The following is an 18,485-nucleotide window of genomic DNA, read 5'->3' as shown; positions in this document are numbered from 1 at the left end:
TGGTGCGTAAGCGGTACTTAGTTTGATCCAGAAGGTCCTATAGGCAAATACTGAACTACGTCGCGGATTTCGATGTGTACCACTAAGGCAAATGCCTAACCTTATCACTGCATTGAATCGCTGCGCGCTGACACGTAGATCTTGTGCCAGAACCAAGCGAGATCAGTTAACAACTTAAGATTGCGTGCCGGCTGGCATTCTACTATCGATATGCACATGAGCCGTTATTTGCGATTGATTTACTTAACCAGCATTTTCTTTGTGCCGCATTTGACAGCCGCCCTAGAGGCTACCGAAAACCCCGTTGAGATCGGCGAAAGTGGCGAAGCCTATCTGAAGGCGATAAGATTAAGCCGTGTCGATGCAGATGTGGCCTACTTCGACCCGGCAAGCCCTCCGCCCCCGATGCAGACAACGCAAGAGCCGCGACCACCCTCTAGTTCAAACCAATGGTCGGTGGGCGGCGATGTGAATTTCGCGACACTGCTTATTTCCGCCGCGATCCTGATGATGATCGCTTTTGTCTTTGTCCGCTACGGCAGCGGCTTTGCCGTCACATTCGGGCGTGAGGGTGAGAATACGGAAAGCGGGCGTAACGGACAGACACCACGTGCGGGGTTAGGAACGCCGCCCACTCCCGGCAGCTTGAATGCGATCCTGCGCATGGGCGACCGGCGCGAAGCTTTGATCCGGTTGGCGCAGGCCGCCCTGGGCGCGGCGATCAAGGCCAATGGGGTGCTGCTGCAGCGCAGCTGGACCGCACGCGACGCGTTGCGCCACTTGCCAGAGGACCAACATTGTCTTGGCGCACTGCGCAATTTGGTTTTGGCAAGCGAACGGGTACATTTTGGGGGACGGGACGTAAGCGAGGAAGACTTTCAGGCCCATGTCGCGGATATCCGCCCGCTGTTGACTGAGGCACCCGAATGAACCCCACAGCCACCGAAGAAACAAGGCGCGGCCCCAGAAGTGAAACCCTGATTATTCTGGCTTTCGTGGCGTTGCTGCTGTTCACGATCTTTTACGTTATATCGCAACGCCAGCAGGTTCTGAGAAGTTCTCCGTCGGGGTTTGACGGCCTGCGGATCTGGCTAAACACGAATGAGGTAAGTGCGCAGAGCTTTCTTGGGGGCTGGCAGGTCGATCAGGAAACCGTTGGCCTGTTGGTGCTGCCGCTATTTGACACTGTGCTGGATGAGGATAGGGTTCATCCGCGCACAAAAGAAGAACTGCTGTTACAGCAGGATGAATACGATCTGCGGCTTGATGCGGTGCTGGAAAAGGCCAGTCGGGTACAGACCCTGGTGATCTTGCCCAAATGGCGCAGCGGGGTGCGGCTAACCGGTCGGGCGCATCCGGTCTTGATAAGTCGGCAGCAACAGATCGAAACACTGCTGCAACAGCTGATCGGTCAAAGGGGCGCTCGGATCGAATATGCGCGCACGCCCTTTAGGGATTTCGACTTTTTTGACGGCGCAGACGTCCGGCAATCGGCTCAGATCTATGCGGCACAACTGTTCACCGGCGCTGATTGCTCTCCGCTGATTGGAAACTCGGATGCGATGCTTCTGGCGGAATGCCCGCTGGCGGGCGGTGCGGCCGGCGCGCGGGTGTTGGTGCTGTCGGACCCCGATTTGTTGAACAATCATGGGCTGCGCTTGGGCGATAATGCCACAATCGCCGGCAATCTTCTGAGCGCACTCGCTGACGAGCGCAACGTGATGATCGACTATAGCCGCGAGGTCTGGCTCTCGGAGCCTGAAGAGACTGTGCGCTATGAACGCAGTTGGGCCGATCTGAAGCGATTTTTTGGCCCGCCATTTCTGACGCTCTGGCTGAGCGGGGTATTGGTGTTAGCTCTGTTTATCTGGCGCTCATGGCAGCGTTATGGCCCGGTGCAGGCTGAGGACGGTGTCGACACAAGCGCAAAATCGCTGGCGGTGCGAGCGCGGGCACGTCTGATGCGGCTGTCGGATCAAGACGGGGCTCTGGCTGGCGAATACGCAAAGGCCCGGATTGCGGTATCGGCGTCGGCTTTGTTTGGCCCGGCGCTTGCCCATCACTATGCCGAACCCAAGGTCTTTTTGGGCTATGTGGCGCGGCACAATCCGGATCTCTCTCGCGACCTGGAAACAGTGTTAAGGGATATCCGGAACCTTCCACATCGGATCCCACCGGCAGAAGCAATGCGTCATGTGGACGAACTTGAAGCGCTATTGGAGCAGATAACGAATGACACTTGAAACATTGCGCGCGCGCTCGGACGCGCTGCGTGCCGAGATCGGGAAGACGGTGCTGGGGCAGGAGGATGTGGTTGAGCTGCTTTTGGTCTCGCTTTTTGCGCGTGGCCATGTCTTGCTTGAGGGGCCGCCGGGCACCGCCAAGACCCTGTTGGCGCGCAGTTTTGCCGCCGCACTGGATCTGGAATTCGGGCGTATCCAGTTCACCCCCGATCTGATGCCAGGAGACGTACTGGGCACCTCGATCTTCAATTTTCAGACCAATGATTTTGTCCTGACGCGCGGCCCGGTCTTTACCCAGGTGCTTCTGGCGGATGAGATTAACCGCGCGCCTCCCAAAACGCAGGCTGCGCTCTTGCAGGCGATGAACGAACGGATGGTCAGCATTGATGGCAATGATCACTCCCTGGGCCGTGAATTCATTGTAGTCGCCACCCAAAACCCGATCGAGCAACAAGGTACGTACCCCTTACCAGAGGCGCAGTTGGACCGGTTTCTCTTTAAGCTTGAAATCGACTTCCCGCCCGAGGCAATCGAAATGGCGATCCTGCGCCAGCATGCCAATGCCCCGATCGAAAGCGGTATGGAAACGGATGTACTGTCGAAGACCCTGGATGCGGCCGCCCTGGCGGAATGCCGGGCAATGATCGACGGGATTATCCTCGATGACGATATTCTTGCCTACATCCTGCGGCTGGTCCGGGCGACACGGGAAAGCGCCGAGATTGCTTTTGGCGCGTCTACCCGCGCGGCTGATGCACTGGCAGCGGCGACGCGGGCACAGGCAGGGTTAAACGGACGGGATTTCGCAATCCCGGACGACGTAAAACGGCTTTTCGTACCTGCGTTACGCCATCGAGTAGTTCTGGGTGCCTCGGCCGAGATCGAGGGCCGAAGCTCTGCTATGGTTCTCGAAAATATCCTCAACCAGATCGAGGCTCCCCGCTGATACGTCCATCTACCAGATTGCTGAGCGCTGCCTGCGTCGCCCTTGTGTTGTCGATTCTGGGACTTGCATTTTTCGGCGGGTTGCGTGAATTGGCGCTGGCGCCGTGGGTCCTGTTGGCGCTTTTGTCAGCGGCGGATCTGCTGATGTCCTTCAACCGTCGAAAGCAATTGGTTTTCGACATGCGGCCCGAGCTTTTTGTGGGCGAAATACAGGCGCTAAAATTGCAGGTTCCGGACGCTCCGAAAGACTTGCAGGCGCGGCTAGAATGGCCAAAAGGGTTGAGCGGCGCGGCGGAGTTCGAGTTCAGGATCGGACCGGATGGGACCGGATCAGCCGAGATTGACTGTCGCGGCGTGCGGCGCGGTATCTGGGCTTTCGAACATCTCTGGCTTCACTGGTCGTCACGCCTGAAGCTTTTTGATTTCGTGCCTCGATTGAATTTCGCGCTGGAGGTTCGGGTGGTGCCCAATATCCGGATGATTCAGTCGGGTGAGATTGCCACGACGGTGCAGTCCACGCTTTATGGCGTGAAGGAAAACCGTGCCATCGGCGAAGGGTCCGAATTTCACCAGCTTCGTGATTTCGTACAGGGTATGGACGTTAAATCGATCGACTGGAAACGCTCGGCCAAACGGCGGGGGCTTGTAGCCAAAGAGTTAAGGGCCGAGCGCAATCACCACGTTATCGTAGCGCTGGATAACGGTTATCTGATGCGCGAAGATATCGCCGGTTTGCCCAAGATTGACCATGCCGTTACTGCCGCGCTGGCCGTGGCCTGGGCGGCGGCAATTGGCGGTGATCTGGTGGGGTATTACGCCTATGACGTGCGTCCGCGATCTTTTGTGGCACCACGGGCGGGGCGACAGACCTTCGCGCGCCTGCGCAGCTGGACCAGCGAGCTGGCCTATGTAGGCCACGAGACCAACCATACCCTGGCCCTGACTGAATTGAATGCCCGCACCCCAAAACGCAGTCTGATCATCATATTCACGGATTTCATCGACACGACTTCGGCCGAGCTTCTGATCGAGAACATCGCCATTCTGTCAAAGCGTCATCTGCTGATCTTCGTCACCATCCGCGACCCAGAGGTCGAGGCGCTGGTGGAATCCGCACCCAAGGATCTGGACGGGGTCGCCACGCTGGTGGCCGCGAACCAGACGATCAGCGAACGTCGTCTGGTGCTGGAAAGGTTGGCGCGTTTGGGGGTCACGGTGCTGGATGCGCGTCCCGATACGGTGACTGCCAAGCTGATCTCGACCTATCTGGAAATCAAGGCGCGGGAGTTGATCTGATGGCGGAAAGCGACCTCATCCGCTCGGCCCGGTTCCGGAAAGAGCGCGAAGCCGACTGGCGTCGTCTGGAAACTTTGGTCACCCAGGCCGAGCGTGTCGGCCTACAGCGAATGGATTTCGCGGCCGCTCGCGATCTGGCCGCGCTTTACCGAAATGCGACCACATCCCTGGCCATTGCCCGCGAAATTTCGTTGGACAAGGCGCTGTTGGACTATCTCGAAGCGCTGACCGCACGCGCCTATCTGTCAGTCTATGCCCCTCAGGAGCGTCTGGGCGGGCTTGTGCGCAAGTTTTTTGTAAGCGGCGCGCCGATTGCGATACGTCGATCCTGGTTGTTTATCCTGATTGGTTTCCTGTGTATGGGGCTGGGGGTTTTGGCGGGATATCAGCTGTTTCTGGAAAACCCAGCCTGGTATCATGTATTTATGCCGCCGGAACTGGCCGGAGGGCGCGGGCCAACATCGACGACCGAAGAGCTGCGGCAAGTGATTTATGATCAGGATCCCAGCACCTCGGGACTTGGGGCCTTTGCCACTTTCCTGTTCTCGCACAACACGCGCATCGCGATCTTTGTGTTTGGCCTTGGGGTATTCTTATGTGCGCCGGCGGTCTTGCTGACCTTCTATAACGGCCTGTCGCTGGGCGCATTTTATGCGCTGCACGTGGAACGCGGTCTGGGCAGTGATCTTGGGGGGTGGTTGTCTATCCACGGGGTGACCGAGCTGTCGGCGATCTGCATTGCATGCGGCGGTGGGGTGCAACTGGGGGCAGCGATCCTTTTTCCGGGGAAAAGAAGCCGCCGCGCTGCTTTGCGCCACGCGGGCCGGGATGCCGTGAAGCTTGCGCTAGTTGCGGCTTTTATGCTGGTGGTCGCCGCCCTTGTGGAAGGGTTCGGGCGCCAGCTTATCCAGGACAAATCTACAAGATACGTAATTGGCTGGGGGCTAGGACTATGCTGGCTGGCCTGGTTTGCCTTGGGCGGTAGGGTGCGGCAATGAAGCTGTGGCGACGCACAGACAAGGCGGCAATCCCGTCGCCGAGTGAGTTGGTCCCACCAGAAGGCGTACCCATTTACCTTGAGGTGGCCGGGCTGGGGGTTCGCCTTGCCGCGCAAATCACGGATGTTGGCATCACGCTGATCGCCGCCATCGCGGTACTGGTCCTGATCTTATCTTTGGGGGTTGGCAATCCGAGTACGCTGCTCGCTATCGGCAGTTTGCTCTTCTTTGTGATCCGGGTGCCCTATTACGTCATAGCCGAGCTGGCCTGGAACGGGCAGACTTTGGGCAAGCGGCTGATGAAGATCAAGGTTGTTTCACATGACGGCAGGTCGCTTAGTACCCATGCGCTGGTGCTAAGGAACCTGATGAAAGAGGCCGAAATATTTCTGCCCGCAACCCTGCTGTTGACCCTTGATGCCGGATCGCCAGTGGCAACTGGGTTGGCGTTGGCGTGGATCCTGGGGGGCCTGCTTGTGCCATTTTTCAATCGCCATAGACAAAGGCTGGGCGACATTATGGCGGGCACCCACGTGATCCACTTGCCGGTACCGGTGCTGTTGAAGGATCTGGCTCAGGACCCGGTCAAATCGACGGCAGCAACCAAAAGCTATGCCTTTCTAACCCATCAGCTTGATCACTACGGGGCGTTCGAGTTGCAGGCCTTGGAAAAGCTTTTGAGGGCGCAGGAGAAAGGCGGTGTGTTGGTTAGGTCAAAAAACAACAAGGCTACTATAGAAAGCGTTGTCGAAAAGATCCGTCAGAAGATCGGTTACGCAAATAAGGTGCCCGAGGCCGAGCGGCTGAAATTCCTCAGGGCGTTCTACAATGCGCAGCGTGAACATCTTGAAAAGCGCCAATTGTTCGGCGAGCGCCGCAAAGACAAAAATTACGCGGCCGAAGATAGCCCCTCGTGATCAAAACCGATGGCTGCCCTTTTTCTGACCAAAAATCGACTTGCAGAGGCCGTTTTCAAGCTCAATTACAGGTGTCATAAGGATACTGCGAACAACCTTCGGGTGATTGTTATGCAGCAGCAAAGACACAAAGGTATAGTGAGGTTAAACTATGACCAGTACGACAGAATATGGTGACAGAGAGTCTCTTGGCGTCGGAAGTATCGTGGGTGAGAGTTTTTCGATCCTCTTCAAAAATTTTATTTCCGTCATCCTGCTGGCGCTCGCACCGATGTTGCTGAGTTCAATAATTGCAGGCGCGATGGTCGGAGCGGATGTTGCTTTGGGTGCAGCAGATCCAGATTTTAGCACGTCTTCAAGCGTCACAACATGGGTGCTGACGATCGTTCTGCAGATTGTGTTCTACGCCCTTACAACAGCCCTTCTGGTGCAACTGGCCTATGATTCCAAGCTCGGACGCCCGCTGCAGTTGGGCCGTTATTTTTCGCCAGCTCTGCGAGCGGCCCTCCCGATCGCGATCCTAACGACGATCAGTAGTATTCTGGCCGGATTTGCATCACTTGCTTTGATTATTCCCGGTATTTGGGTTTACGCGGTTTTTTCGATGGTGGCGCCCGCCGTAGTGATCGAGGGGGCCGGGTTTGGCGGACTTGGACGCAGCGCGGCTCTGACCAAAGGATATCGCTGGCCGATCTTCGGCGCTTTGCTTCTGGTCGGGATCTGCGCCGGGATCGTCAATTTCCTCGCCGGTGTGTTTGCCGGTGTTTTGGCTGATGTTGGAAGCTGGGCAATGATTGTCGGGTTCTCGATTATTGCAGCACTTTCTGCGGGGTTGACCGGCATCTCGATCGCCCTGATTTACGCCCGTCTGCGCGAGATCAAGGAAGGCGTGACCGTCGATCAGATCGCATCCGTGTTTGATTGATCGCTTAAAGAAAATATGATTCATCAAAGGGTGCGATCACCCCTTGATGACCGAAGGCGCAGGCCTGCGCCTTCGGTCAGTCCCCCAAGAAAGATTTGACCAACTTGTTGGGATGTAGCGTTTCTTTGTCCTTCCGATACGCTTGGCGGATCGGCGAATTGGCGAAGATGATTAACAGCTTTTTTCAAGGTTTACAAAAGCGGCCGTTCGATTTGCTTTGGGAATTGGCTGCATTGAATGGGTGGCGTGAAAACGCGCAATTCGTGCCTGCGTTATTGGTCGAGGTTTTTGGGCTGGACAGTTTTTGACAATCTTGTTTGGGTGCGCTGCGCCACACTCATTCGTCAGGAGATTTCAATGCCCCAAGCATCCGACACCAACCGTCGCATAGTTCTTGCAGAGCGCCCCACTGGTCACCCGGACAAAAACACGCTGCGGCTTGAAATCACGGACATTCCAACACCCGACGACGGAGAGATGCTGGTGCGCACGGTGTACCTGTCTCTAGACCCTTATATGCGGGGTCGTATGAATGACGCGAAATCCTACGCTGAACCGGTTCCGATCGGTGGCGTCATGACGGCTCAGGTTGTGGGGCAGGTAGTGGAATCGAACCTCGAAGGGTACGAAGCCGGAGACTACGTTCTAAACACGAGTGGCTGGCAGGATTATGCGATCTCAACTGGTGAGCAGGTCGTCAATCTTGGCAAGACGCCGGACAATCCGTCCTGGGCGTTGGGTATCCTGGGAATGCCCGGCTACACGGCTTATGCGGGGTTGCTGAAGATCGGCGAACCAAAACCCGGTGAAACCGTTGTCGTGGCGGCTGCGGCTGGACCGGTGGGCGCAACCGTGGGCCAGATCGCCAAGCTAAAAGGGTGCCGCGTTGTAGGTATCGCGGGTGGCCCGGAAAAATGCGAACACGTGGTAAAGAACCTTGGGTTCGACGCTTGTGTAGATCACCGCGCGGCGGATCTTTCGGCGCAATTGCACGACGCGTGCCCTGATGGCATTGATGTCTACTTCGAGAACGTTGGTGGCAAGGTGCTGTATTCGGTCTTGCCGCTTTTGAATCCGTTTGCGCGCGTTCCGGTCTGCGGCGTCGTGGCCTGGTACAACTTGCCGGGTTTGCCGGACGGACCGGATATGGGCCCGGTGATCATGGGTACCTTGTTGCGGATGAAGGTCAAAATGCAGGGCTTTATCATTTTCGACAATTTCGGTCCCGAGGTTTACAGCGAGTTTGTTCGGGACATGACAGGATGGCTGAAGGACGGTTCAATTACGTATAAAGAGCATGTGGTTGAAGGTCTTGAAAATGCTCCGGCAGCATTTAACCAACTGCTGGCCGGAGAAAACTTTGGGAAAATGGTTGTAAAGGTGGATTGAGCCAGGGCAATGAAAGTTGTTCCTTCCAATCCAGGCCCCAATTCGTTCGCGAAACGCATGAGCGCCAAGTTTCACAACTTTTTAATGACCTGTCTCGGGACTCATTGTTTTTCGTTTGGTGCATGATTCATGATTGAATAAATCGAGCAGTGAACAAGCCTGACCTTTTTCGGCGGAGCGACAAGTGAATGGCTCCGTCTGGAACCTGTCTGTCCCAAGTTCCATGGCAAAGCTCGCGCCGATGCCTGCCAGGTCCTGAGCCCAGATACCATCTATACTAGAACGCAAGATCATCGGCATTTCTGTTTCAGAAAGTTGGCGGCCATAAGGCCGTCTAGGCGCTCAGTGTTTGTGATTGGGCGTGGAAATTACAATGTAGAAAGACCGCGTGGCGCTGATCGGCGACAGCGCCTCACATAGCGCACGGCGAGCCAATCCACAAATTCATCCGCGCTGAGCGCGGTCCGGTGATATGCTCAAAACGCGTATGGTGTGATTTCGCGAGGAAAACGGAAGCCTGCCGTGCATGGTATGGCCGCCAGCCTCTGTATCCGCATCCGCTTACCCCGGCGATAACGGGGTGCAATTTGGCAATGCTAACTGGGGAAGTCGCCTTTGTTTGGAACATCAAACAAAAAGATACGTTCTGAATCCTGATAAAGTTACAGAAAGTAAAAAATTCTGTCGATCTAAGGGCAAACCGGGTGTTGGGAATGGAGAATTAGCGAAAACTTCCAAAAAACGTTTGAAACCGCCGCCATTAGGTACGCTGCTGTGCAAGAAAGTAGCTGTTTGAAAAAATTATTGATTCCCCAGCGAATATTAATATACAACGGTAATCAATAACGAGCTGCGGTGATTCCAGTTTGGACGCAAGTGCATTTCTTCGCTCACCGGGACATGTGCAGCGAGAATGGTGCGCCTATTGGCGCCGTGCCGCAAACTTGGGCGAGGTTTCAGTTTATGTCGTATGACTTCATCGTTGTCGGGGCGGGTTCCGCAGGCTGTGTTCTGGCCAACCGATTGTCAGAGAACCCGAAAAACAGAGTGTTGCTGCTCGAGGCGGGTGGCAAGGACATCAACCCATGGATTCATATCCCGGTCGGGTACTTCAAAACGCTGCACAACCCCAACACAGACTGGTGCTATAAATCCGAACCTGACGAAGGACTGAACGGCCGTTCCTTGGATTGGCCGCGGGGCAAGACACTTGGGGGATCAAGTTCAATCAACGGGCTGCTTTATGTCCGCGGCCAAAAGCAGGATTACGACCATTGGGCCCAATTGGGCAACAAGGGCTGGGGCTGGGACGAGGTTCTGCCGTTGTTCAAGCGGTCCGAGCAGCATGAGGATGGTGAAACCGATCTGCATGGCGCCAGTGGCGGATTGTCGGTGTCGCGCATTCGCGCCAAAAGTGACATTGCCGAGGCGTTTATTGGTGCCGCCAATGAAATGGGCGTCCCCCGAACCGAAGACTATAATGGTCAGGATCAGGAGGGTGCGGGATATTTTCATCAGACTGCGCGTGGCGGCTTTAGATGTTCGAGCGCGCGTGCCTTTCTGAATCCGGCGAAATCACGCAGCAACCTGACCATCATAACCCATGCGCTGACCGAGGGGCTGACCTTTGACGCAGAGGATTCCAAGCGGGTTGATGGCGTCAGCTATAGCATCAAGGGGCGCCCGCAGCACGCTCAGCTCAAACCTGGCGGAGAGGTGGTGTTGAGCGCCGGCGCGATAGGTTCGCCGCAAATACTTGAGCTTTCGGGAATCGGTCGTGGTGAGGTTCTGACCCGAGCTGGCGTGGATGTGCGCCACGAGTTGCCGGGCGTTGGTGAGGCATTGCAGGATCACCTGCAAATTCGTCTGGTTTACGAAGTCAATGTGCCGACATTGAATGACGCGATTAACCGGCTGATCCCGCGCATTGGGATCGGTATGAACTATATGTTCCGCCGTAAAGGACCGATGAGCCTGGGCGCAAGCCAGGTGGCGGTGTTTGCAAAGTCGATGGAGGGGCTTGAAACCCCCGATATCCAATTCCATTTTCAGCCGCTGAGCGCCGATAAGCCTGGGATCGAAATGCACCCGTTCTCGGGTATTACCTCATCTGTCTGCCAGCTTAGGCCCGAAAGCCGTGGCCATATTCATATCACCTGCCCCAACGCGACCGATTATCCGAAGATCGTGCCCAACTACTTATCGGCCCCTGCGGATGAGCTGTGCGCGATCCGGGCTGTGAAATTTGCGCGGGCGATGACGAAAACCGATGCGTTGCGGCCCTTTGTCGTGCGCGAACATGTCCCCAACAACAACCCACAGACCGACGAAGAGCTGCTGGATACCGCGCGGAACATCAGCCAGACGATTTATCACCCCACCAGCACTTGCCGCATGGGCAATGATCCACAGGCCGTGGTCGACGACCGATTGCGCGTGCACGGGATACGCGGGCTTCGGGTGGCGGACGCCTCGATCATGCCCGCGATCGTCAGCGGCAATACCAACGCTCCGGCCATCATGATCGGTGAAAAAGCCAGCGACATGATCCTTGAGGATCACAGGTGATACCGAACCGCCGGGTCCAAATCTGACTTCAACTCTCAACAGGGAACAGTGCCATGAAAATGACGACTGAAGAAGCCTTTATCAAAGTTCTGCAGATACATGGGATCGAACATGGGTTCGGGATTATCGGGTCAGCCATGATGCCCATCTCAGACCTGTTTCCGGCGGCGGGGATAAAGTTCTGGGACTGCGCGCATGAAGTCAACGCCGGGATGAGCGCCGACGGCTACACCCGCACCACAGGCAAGATGTCCATGGCTATCGCTCAGAATGGTCCGGGCATCACCAGCCTGGTTACACCAATCATGACCGCCTACTGGAACCATACGCCTCTGTTACTGGTCACGCCCCAGGCGGCCAACAAAACCATCGGACAGGGCGGGTTTCAGGAAATGCCGCAGATGAACTTGTTCAAGGATGCCGTCTGCTATCAGGAGGAGGTGCGTGATCCAACCCGGATCGCCGAGGTTCTGAACCGGGTTATTCTGAAAGCGTTCCGCGGCTCGGCCCCGGCGCAGATCAACATCCCGCGCGACTACTGGACGCAAGTCATCGACATTGAACTGCCGCAGGTGGTCCGGATCGAACATCCGCGCGGTGATGCTGACGCGATCAGCGCGGCAGCGGACCTGCTTAGCAACGCCAAACACCCTGTAATCCTGAACGGTGCGGGCGTGATCCTGTCCGGCGGCGTTGATGCCAGCGCACGTTTGGCCGAGCGCCTTTCGGCGCCGGTTTGTTGCAACTATCAGCACAACGACGCCTTCCCCGGCTCGCATCCGCTGTCCTGTGGCCCGTTGGGTTACAATGGCTCTAAGGCCGGGATGGAGATGATCTCGAAAGCGGATGTGGTTTTATGCCTCGGCACACGGCTCAACCCGTTTTCGTCGCTGCCCGCCTATCAGAGCGAATACTGGCCCAACGACGCCAAGATCATTCAGGTCGATATCAATGCAGACCGGATCGGTCTGACCAAGAAGGTTGCAGTGGGCATTCAGGGTGACGCACGCATGGTCGCCGAGCAGATTCTTGACCAATTGGGTGAACACGCAGGCGACGCTGGTCGCAAGGAACGTGAAAACGCGATTGCCGTTGCGAAATCCACCTGGGCGCAGCAACTGGCGTCAATGGATCACGAGGAAGATGATCCGGGCATTACCTGGAATGAACGCGCCCGCGCCCGCGACCCCGAGCGGATGAGCCCCCGTATGGCATGGCGCGCGATACAGGCGGCGATGCCCGAGGATGCGATCATCAGCTCGGATATTGGCAACAATTGCGCCATTGGCAACGCCTATCCGACCTTCGAAAAAGGGCGCAAGTATCTGGCGCCGGGCCTGTTTGGACCGTGCGGTTATGGTCTGCCCTCGATATTGGGTGCAAAGATTGGCAACCCCGACACGCCGGTTATCGGGTTTGCGGGTGACGGTGCATTCGGCATCTCGATGAACGAAATGACCGCCTGTGGTCGCGACGACTGGCCGCCAATTACCATGGTGATCTTCCGCAACTATCAATGGGGTGCGGAAAAGCGGAATACGACGCTTTGGTTTGACGACAACTTTGTCGGCACCGAACTGAACCTGGACGTGAACTATGCCAAGATCGCCGAAGGTTGCGGACTGAAGGGCGTGCAGGTCACTTCGATGGACGATCTGACCGAGGCGCTGCGTACAGCCGTCAAAGAGCAGATGAACGACAACGTGACCACTTTCATCGAGGTCGTTCTGAACCAGGAATTGGGCGAGCCATTCCGTCGCGACGCGATGAAAAAACCCGTCTCGGTGGCGGGCATCAACAAGGATGATCTTATTCCCCAGCAGCCTCGGCTGTGACCACTCACCAGAGCGGGGCGGCCATGTGCCGCCCTGTCCCTGACCAAACGGGATAGACCATGTCTTTGATTGATCAGATCTTCGAAACATCACGTGCCACCAAGGACGGGCTTGCCCGTTTCGTGCTCGTCTGTTGCGCGGGAAAAATCCGTGCGGAAACCGGCAGGGCGATTGGCGAGGGGACTGAGATTTACAACCCGCGTGTCTCACCAGACCTGAACGCCTATGCCGAGGATTATTGTGCCCTGCACCAGCATCCAGGTGTTTATGCGGCCGCCGCGCGTGCGGTGATGGAAGCGGGGCAGAGCGTGTCAGTCAGCTCTGCTACGGGCGGGCCCGGGCTCAATATCACGTACGGATAATAATAAGTGAGGTGAGGCATGGACGCGCTGGGGCTTACATTTGAGATGGTCGTCGTATTGTTGCTGCTGGCAGCGACGATCGGGCTATTTATTTCCGAAATTGTCCGCGTCGATATCGCGGCAGTGCTGGTCATGGTCACCTTAGGGGTGCTGACTGCAGTGCCGGGGCTTGAAAACCTGATCGATGTGCGCAGCCTGTTTGACGGCTTCGCCAGTAACGCAGTGATTTCGATCATCGCAGTCATGATTATCGGCGCGGGGCTGGACCGAACGGGCGTGATGTCGACTGTCGCAGCCTGGATCACGCGGGTCGGAGGTGGGACAGAGAACCGATTGATCCTGATGATCTCGGGTGCGGTTGGGGTAATATCCAGCTTTATGCAGAATGTTGGCGCGGCAGCTCTGTTTTTGCCGGTGGTTAGCCGCATCTCAACCCGCACCGGGTTTCCGATGTCCCGGCTGCTGATGCCAATGGGGTTCTGTGCCATTCTGGGTGGAACAATGACCATGGTGGGTTCGTCCCCCTTGATCCTGCTGAACGATTTGATCCTGTCGATCAACGACACCCTGCCAGCTGAAGCGCAGATCTCCACCTTTTCACTGTTTTCCGTAACCCCTATCGGCCTGTGTCTTTTGGCGACCGGGTTGATGTATTTCATCATTTTTGGCCGGTTCGTTCTGCCGAGCACCAAGTCAACAGACGGGCCAGCGGGCAACTCAATGTTGGACTATGTCAACGGCACCTACGGGCTGGATGGCCAGATCCATGAGATACGGATCCCCGAAGGCAGCACGCTTGTGGGTCACAGCATCGATGAGGTTCAGCGCAAGTATCACCTGCAAATCATTGCCACACACTATCAGGGGCGCACTTATCCTGCGCCGCCGCGTGACACTGAATTGGTCGCCCCCGCCACAATCGCCGTGATCGCAGCGGAAGAGGCCGTAACCGCGTTTCTGGATGAATACGGGCTTACCGAAAGTTCGGAGCTGGATGAATTTGTCGAAACGCTGGGTGCTGGAAAGGCAGGTATCGCCGAGGTGGTGATCCCGCCCGGCTCTGGTCTGATTGGCCAAACGGGCAGGGGGCTGTGGCTGAGAAAAGTCTATGGCCTGTCACCTCTGGCGATCTACCGCGGTGGCGATACATTGTCGCGAGACCAGGAAGATCTGGGCGAGATCCCGTATCAGGCCGGTGATACACTGGTCTGCCACACTGCTTGGGAAGCACTGGCGAGGCTTGAGAAAGACCGCGATTTCGTTGTGGTCACCACCGATTTCCCCCATGAGGACCTGCGCCCGAAAAAGATCGGCTGGGCTTTGTTGTTCTTTATTATTGCGGTGTCGCTGATCCTGTTTTCCGACCTGCGTCTTTCGCTGTGTCTGCTGGTCGGCGCGATGGGCATGGTCGTCAGCCGTGTCTTGTCGATGGATGAGGCCTATAACGCCGTCAGTTGGACAACTGTTTTTCTGTTAGCCAGTCTCATTCCACTGGGCCAAGCGGTGCAATCCTCGGGGACGGCAGCCTGGATCGCTGATCAGGTGCTGGTGGTTCTGGACGGTATGCCGGTCTGGGTCATTCAGGCCAGCGTGGCGGCGCTTGCGACCTTTTTTACGCTGGTGATGTCAAATGTCGGTGCCACGGTCCTGCTGGTGCCATTGGCCATCAATATTGCACTGGGCGCCGGGGCTGATCCGGCAATTTTTGCGCTGACTGTGGCGATTGCTACCTCGAATTCGTTCCTGATCCCGACCCATCAGGTCAATGCGCTTTTGATGGGGCCGGGCGGTTACCGTGTCGTTGACTTTGTACGCGCTGGCGGCGTCATGACGATCCTGTTCCTGATCGTTTCGATCGCCGCGCTGAACCTGTTTTTCTGAGGTTCAGGCCGGTTGGTTGCTTACAGGGCATGCGTCAATGAACCGATCAGGCTTCCTGAATAGAGGAAATTCTGCAGTGCTACGCTGACGGCGGCCTCTTCCGAGGTTATTGAACTTTGCATGATGATGTCGCGGGCATTTGGCCGGCCGATTTTTCCGAGCCCGTCAACAAGGCCCTGATAGTAATCAGCCTGACGCCCCACTTCACCGGCGACGATGACACTCTCGGGATCGAATAGGGCCAGGATTGCATCAACGCCATAGGACAGCTGTGTGCCGGCATCGCGAAAGCGGGCGCGAACATTCGGGTCACCGGCGTTCGCTGCTTCTATCGCTTTTGCCAAGCGCGTCGCAACACGTTCTGAAGGTGCAAACTCGGACCCGAGTGCGTTCAGGATGGCTTTCCCCGAGGCGGCAACTTCCATGCAACCGGTACGGCCACATGTGCAAAGTTTGTCCGAATGCGATGTCGAATAGTGCGACAGATCTCCAAACCCGCGATCCGAGGTGGTCAGGAATCTACCATCGAAATAGGCGCTGTTGCCCAGGCCAAGGGCTGCGTTTATCAGATAGACGCTATTTAAGTCTTGCCCCCCAAGAAGTTCACCGCACAGGATTGCACTTGCGCGATGTTCCACCTGCACTGGCAAATTCAGCGACTGCGAAAGCGTGTCACGCACGGGGACGTCTTTCCAGCCCAAAGGTTCTGAACTAACGAGGCCGTTACCCGAGCTGCTGTCGGGACCTGCTGACATGGCAAAAGAAACCCCGACACCCAAAAGGCGATCGCGCTCCATCGCTTCGTCAAAGGCCAGCGTCTTGGCCCGGTTCCCCAGTTCAGTAAGAAAGGCCAGCGGATCATCTATAGGGATGTCGCTGCAATCCGCTGCCCGCAAAACTTCGCCATCAGCGTTGGCCAGGCTTACACTGCGTCGGTTGGCGGTCAGTGAAATGCCCAGAAAAAATGCCCCTGTGGGATTGATCGACAGGTTGTATTCCCTTCGGCCCACCCGGCCGGGTACGGCGATGGGATCTCCTTCTCTGACCAGTTTGGCGTCGATCAGTTCGCGCGTAATTCGGGAAATTGCCGCGCCAGTCAGGCCGGTCAGACCTGCGAGTGTACCACGCGTCACCGGCCCGCTGCGGGCAATGAGGCTGACCAGCCATTCCCTGTTATGTCGTCGCAAGGCCGCTGTACCCTTTTCGGGCTGACCGTGTTCTTGGGGCTTGCCATCCTGCACAGCCGCTCTCCTGCAATTCACTTCTTGAAATGTATTCTAACCGCTTTATAATTAATTAAAGACGGTAATTAAATATTGACTGCACGTAAGCGCAGAGATAATCTGTTTCGTAAGATTGACCTTTGGTCGCAATGACTTGAGGCGGCAAAAGCATCATTTTTGGTGGGGAACACAGCAAGTTACCCTGCTGATGGCTCGAATTTATTGCTGCCCGCGTACTTAATGCCCGCGAATAGTGCCGGCCTGACCCGGTGCAATTCCCGGCGATGTGCCTCCTACGAATTGGGTTGGGGCGAATTTCGGGACTGGAAGCTGAACGAGGCAAGACAATGGCGACTGAACAACCGAATATTTTGTTTATCCAAGCGGATCAGATGGCCGGACCGGCCATGCCATTTCAGGGAAACAAAACCGTAAAGGCCCCGCATATGGCGCGTCTGGCCGAAGAGGGTGTTGTTTTCGAAAACTTTTATTGCAACTTGCCCATGTGCGGACCTTCGCGTGCATCGATGCATGCGGGACGATTGCCGTTCAACATCCGCATGTATGACAATGCCAGCGAGTTCCAGTCATCGATTCCCACATTTGCGCATTACTTGCGGTCACTGGGCTATCATGTCGAGATGAGCGGCAAGATGCATTTTGTCGGCGCCGATCAGTTTCATGGCTATGAAAAGCGGCACACGACCGAGATTTACCCTGCAAACTTTGCCTGGACAGTCGACTGGACAAAGGGGCGCGAGTATCGCCCGACCAACCTGACCATGGCGCCGATCCTGGAAAGTGGCCCTGCGATCCGGACCATGCAGATGGATTACGATGACGAGGTCGCCTATAACGGCGTGCAGGCGATTTACGATCTGGCTCGCAAAGGTGACGGCAAGCCTTGGTATCTGACCGTTTCCTTTACGGAACCGCATTCTCCCTACGTCATCTCTCAGGATTATTGGGACCGTTACGATCATGATGAGATCGAATATCCGGCGGTCGACGAGATCCCGTTGGATGAGAAAGATCACCTCAGCCGGAACCTTCATTATTGTCAGGGCCGCCACGAATTCACGGTGACCCCGGAAAACCGCCGGATCGCGCGGCATGGCTATTACGGTATGATTTCATATGTCGACGACAAAGTGGCTCAGCTGCGCGAAACGATTGAGAAATGTGGGCTGGCCGATAACACGATCATCATTCTGACCGCCGATCACGGCGACATGATGGGTGAGCGTGGCATGTGGTTCAAACAGCACTTCTTTGAGTGGGCCGCAAAGATACCTTTCGTTGTTCATGCACCCAACCGTTTCAAGCCGGGGCGTGTAAAGCAGAATGCCTCGCTGATCGATCTGATGCCCACATTGCTGGATCTGGCTGCAGGAAAGCCGTTCGATGATTATGCAGGTGGCGGTATTGATGGTGAATCGTTGGTGCCTGCGCTGAATGGCGATACCTCCGGGATGGATGACATCTGTATCTCGGAATTTGCTGCCGATGGGTCGACCGGTGTCAGTCGTATGGTGAAGAAAGGGCCGCTGAAATACATGTATCTCGAAGGTGTGGACGAGCTGCTTTACGATATCGATGCCGACCCCAATGAGTTGAACAATCTGATCGACGACCCTGCCCATGCCGAAGCCCTGGCCGAGCTGCGTGAAATCGCAATGCGCAACTGGGACCCAGAGGCACTGTCCAAGGAAATCGCACTGGATCAGCAGCGCCGTCTGATGATTCATCGCGCCACCGGAGGCAGTCCGACCTGGGTTAACATCGTTCGGGCCGACGATGACAACCGTTACATCCGAAACGCGGGTGCCGCTGATACCAAAGCCAAGGCGCGGCTTCCTTATGTTCCTCCGGCAAAGCCTGATCTGGTCTGATTCTGGTTCGG

The 18,485-nt window shown here is 56.3% G+C and carries 14 protein-coding genes; 13 read left to right on the top strand and 1 reads right to left on the bottom strand.

The genetic code is table 11. The features are described from left to right. Positions 1-216 precede the first annotated feature (216 nt). The 12 genes from AC2FIS_RS20705 (at position 217) to AC2FIS_RS20650 (ending at position 15,359) form a co-directional block, all read left to right on the top strand. Positions 217-930 carry a DUF4129 domain-containing protein gene (locus AC2FIS_RS20705; protein WP_496775195.1) on the top strand — a complete coding sequence of 238 codons (714 nt, stop codon included), beginning with the start codon at positions 217-219 and terminating at the stop codon, positions 928-930. Next, the gene (locus AC2FIS_RS20700) at positions 927-2,243 is read left to right on the top strand and encodes a hypothetical protein (RefSeq protein WP_496775194.1); all 1,317 of its coding nucleotides are present in this window, start codon (positions 927-929) and stop codon (positions 2,241-2,243) included. Before AC2FIS_RS20705 ends, AC2FIS_RS20700 begins: the two co-directional genes overlap by 4 nt. Then, positions 2,233-3,189 (top strand): AAA family ATPase, encoded by a 957-nt coding sequence (locus AC2FIS_RS20695; RefSeq protein ID WP_496775193.1) that lies wholly within the window; start codon positions 2,233-2,235, stop codon positions 3,187-3,189. The genes AC2FIS_RS20700 and AC2FIS_RS20695 overlap by 11 nt, the downstream gene beginning before the upstream one ends. A gap of 44 nt (positions 3,190-3,233) precedes the next feature. After that, entirely contained in the window at positions 3,234-4,484 is a 1,251-nt protein-coding gene (locus tag AC2FIS_RS20690; protein ID WP_496775232.1) for a DUF58 domain-containing protein, read from the top strand. Beyond that, positions 4,484-5,482, top strand: coding sequence for a stage II sporulation protein M (locus AC2FIS_RS20685; protein ID WP_496775192.1), 999 nt, complete (start codon positions 4,484-4,486; stop codon positions 5,480-5,482). The genes AC2FIS_RS20690 and AC2FIS_RS20685 overlap by 1 nt, the downstream gene beginning before the upstream one ends. Next, positions 5,479-6,399, top strand: a complete 921-nt coding sequence (locus tag AC2FIS_RS20680; RefSeq protein ID WP_496775191.1) for an RDD family protein — start codon at positions 5,479-5,481, stop codon at positions 6,397-6,399. The genes AC2FIS_RS20685 and AC2FIS_RS20680 overlap by 4 nt, the downstream gene beginning before the upstream one ends. 151 nt (positions 6,400-6,550) lie before the next feature. Beyond that, positions 6,551-7,324 carry a DUF7847 domain-containing protein gene (locus AC2FIS_RS20675; RefSeq protein ID WP_496775190.1) on the top strand — a complete coding sequence of 258 codons (774 nt, stop codon included), beginning with the start codon at positions 6,551-6,553 and terminating at the stop codon, positions 7,322-7,324. Positions 7,325-7,681: 357 nt separating this feature from the next. Further along, positions 7,682-8,713: an NADPH-dependent curcumin/dihydrocurcumin reductase gene (curA, locus tag AC2FIS_RS20670; RefSeq protein ID WP_496775189.1), complete on the top strand. Its 1,032-nt coding sequence runs from the start codon at positions 7,682-7,684 to the stop codon at positions 8,711-8,713. A gap of 963 nt (positions 8,714-9,676) precedes the next feature. Beyond that, positions 9,677-11,281 (top strand): GMC family oxidoreductase, encoded by a 1,605-nt coding sequence (locus tag AC2FIS_RS20665; protein ID WP_496775188.1) that lies wholly within the window; start codon positions 9,677-9,679, stop codon positions 11,279-11,281. 53 nt (positions 11,282-11,334) lie between these two features. After that, the gene (gene xsc / locus AC2FIS_RS20660; protein WP_496775187.1) at positions 11,335-13,116 is read left to right on the top strand and encodes a sulfoacetaldehyde acetyltransferase; all 1,782 of its coding nucleotides are present in this window, start codon (positions 11,335-11,337) and stop codon (positions 13,114-13,116) included. Positions 13,117-13,175: 59 nt separating this feature from the next. Then, complete coding sequence (locus tag AC2FIS_RS20655; RefSeq protein ID WP_496775186.1) at positions 13,176-13,478, top strand: phosphate acyltransferase; 303 nt, start codon at positions 13,176-13,178, stop codon at positions 13,476-13,478. A gap of 18 nt (positions 13,479-13,496) precedes the next feature. Then, positions 13,497-15,359, top strand: coding sequence for an SLC13 family permease (locus tag AC2FIS_RS20650; protein ID WP_496775185.1), 1,863 nt, complete (start codon positions 13,497-13,499; stop codon positions 15,357-15,359). Positions 15,360-15,379: 20 nt separating this feature from the next. Here the strand turns inward: AC2FIS_RS20650 and AC2FIS_RS20645 are convergent, their stop codons facing one another. Next, a complete protein-coding gene (locus AC2FIS_RS20645) occupies positions 15,380-16,600 on the bottom strand; it encodes an ROK family protein (protein ID WP_496775184.1) in 1,221 nt (406 codons plus the stop codon). A 329-nt stretch (positions 16,601-16,929) separates the two neighbouring features. Between AC2FIS_RS20645 and betC the strand changes: the two genes are divergently transcribed. After that, positions 16,930-18,474, top strand: coding sequence for a choline-sulfatase (betC, locus tag AC2FIS_RS20640; protein WP_496775183.1), 1,545 nt, complete (start codon positions 16,930-16,932; stop codon positions 18,472-18,474). The last annotated feature ends 11 nt before the right edge of the window (positions 18,475-18,485 follow it).

The sequence above is a fragment of the Ruegeria sp. CDSB113 genome (assembly GCF_059611045.1).
Note: the sequence above shows the minus strand (reverse complement) of the source record. Positions and strands in the feature narration are given on the sequence as shown.